At 59.7% G+C, this 688-nt stretch carries 1 protein-coding gene; it reads left to right on the top strand.

Translation table 11 applies throughout. The features are described from left to right. Positions 1-367 precede the first annotated feature (367 nt). Positions 368-688, top strand: a 321-nt coding sequence (locus J5M67_RS27345) for an NADPH-dependent FMN reductase (protein WP_207888535.1), incomplete at its 3' end; no start/stop codon positions are given.

Genomic DNA, 688 nt, shown 5'->3' with positions numbered 1-688 from the left:
GCATGGGATGGCTTCCGGTTCTTGCCTGCGCGCATACGGCGCGCGCGGGCGGCAGCGCAAGATTATCCATGCGACGCGCGCCGTGGCAAGCGCGGCGGCAAGCGGCACGCGTCATCGTCGCGCGCTATGCTGACAGCGTAGGTCGTGCCGGCGATCGTGGCACAGACGTGATTACATGCCACCGACATCAATGTAACCGGCCGACATATCCATCAAGTTATCCACAGTTTCTGTGGAAAACTGTGTGGAAATCTGGTTCGAAGCCCCGATGCACCGGGATTCAAGCTGGCTTGCACATAAAAGGGCCGGTTGATGCAGAATCGGAAACAAAACCAGTCGATTACCTACTGAACGGAAGGAGATCCAGATGACTTATCGCATTGCAGTCATTGTCGGCAGTCTACGGCGCGAGTCGTTCAATCGCGCGCTTGCAAACGCCGTGGCTTTGCTCTCGCCGGCCGACTTGTCGTTCGAACCGGTCGATATCGGCTCGCTGCCGCTGTACAGCCAGGATTACGACGCCGACTTTCCCGACGTGGCCAAACATTTCAAGCAGACGATCGAAGCCGCGCAGGGCTTGCTGTTCGTCACGCCGGAGTACAACCGTTCGATGCCCGGCGTGCTGAAGAACGCGCTCGATTGGGGATCGCGCCCGTGGGGGAGCAATTCGTGGTCGGGCAAGCCGGCC

The organism is Pseudomonas sp. 30_B, assembly GCF_017491605.1.
Lineage (GTDB): Bacteria > Pseudomonadota > Gammaproteobacteria > Pseudomonadales > Pseudomonadaceae > Pseudomonas.
The sequence above is the reverse complement of the archived record's forward strand: the minus strand, read 5'-3'. Positions and strand labels throughout refer to the sequence as shown.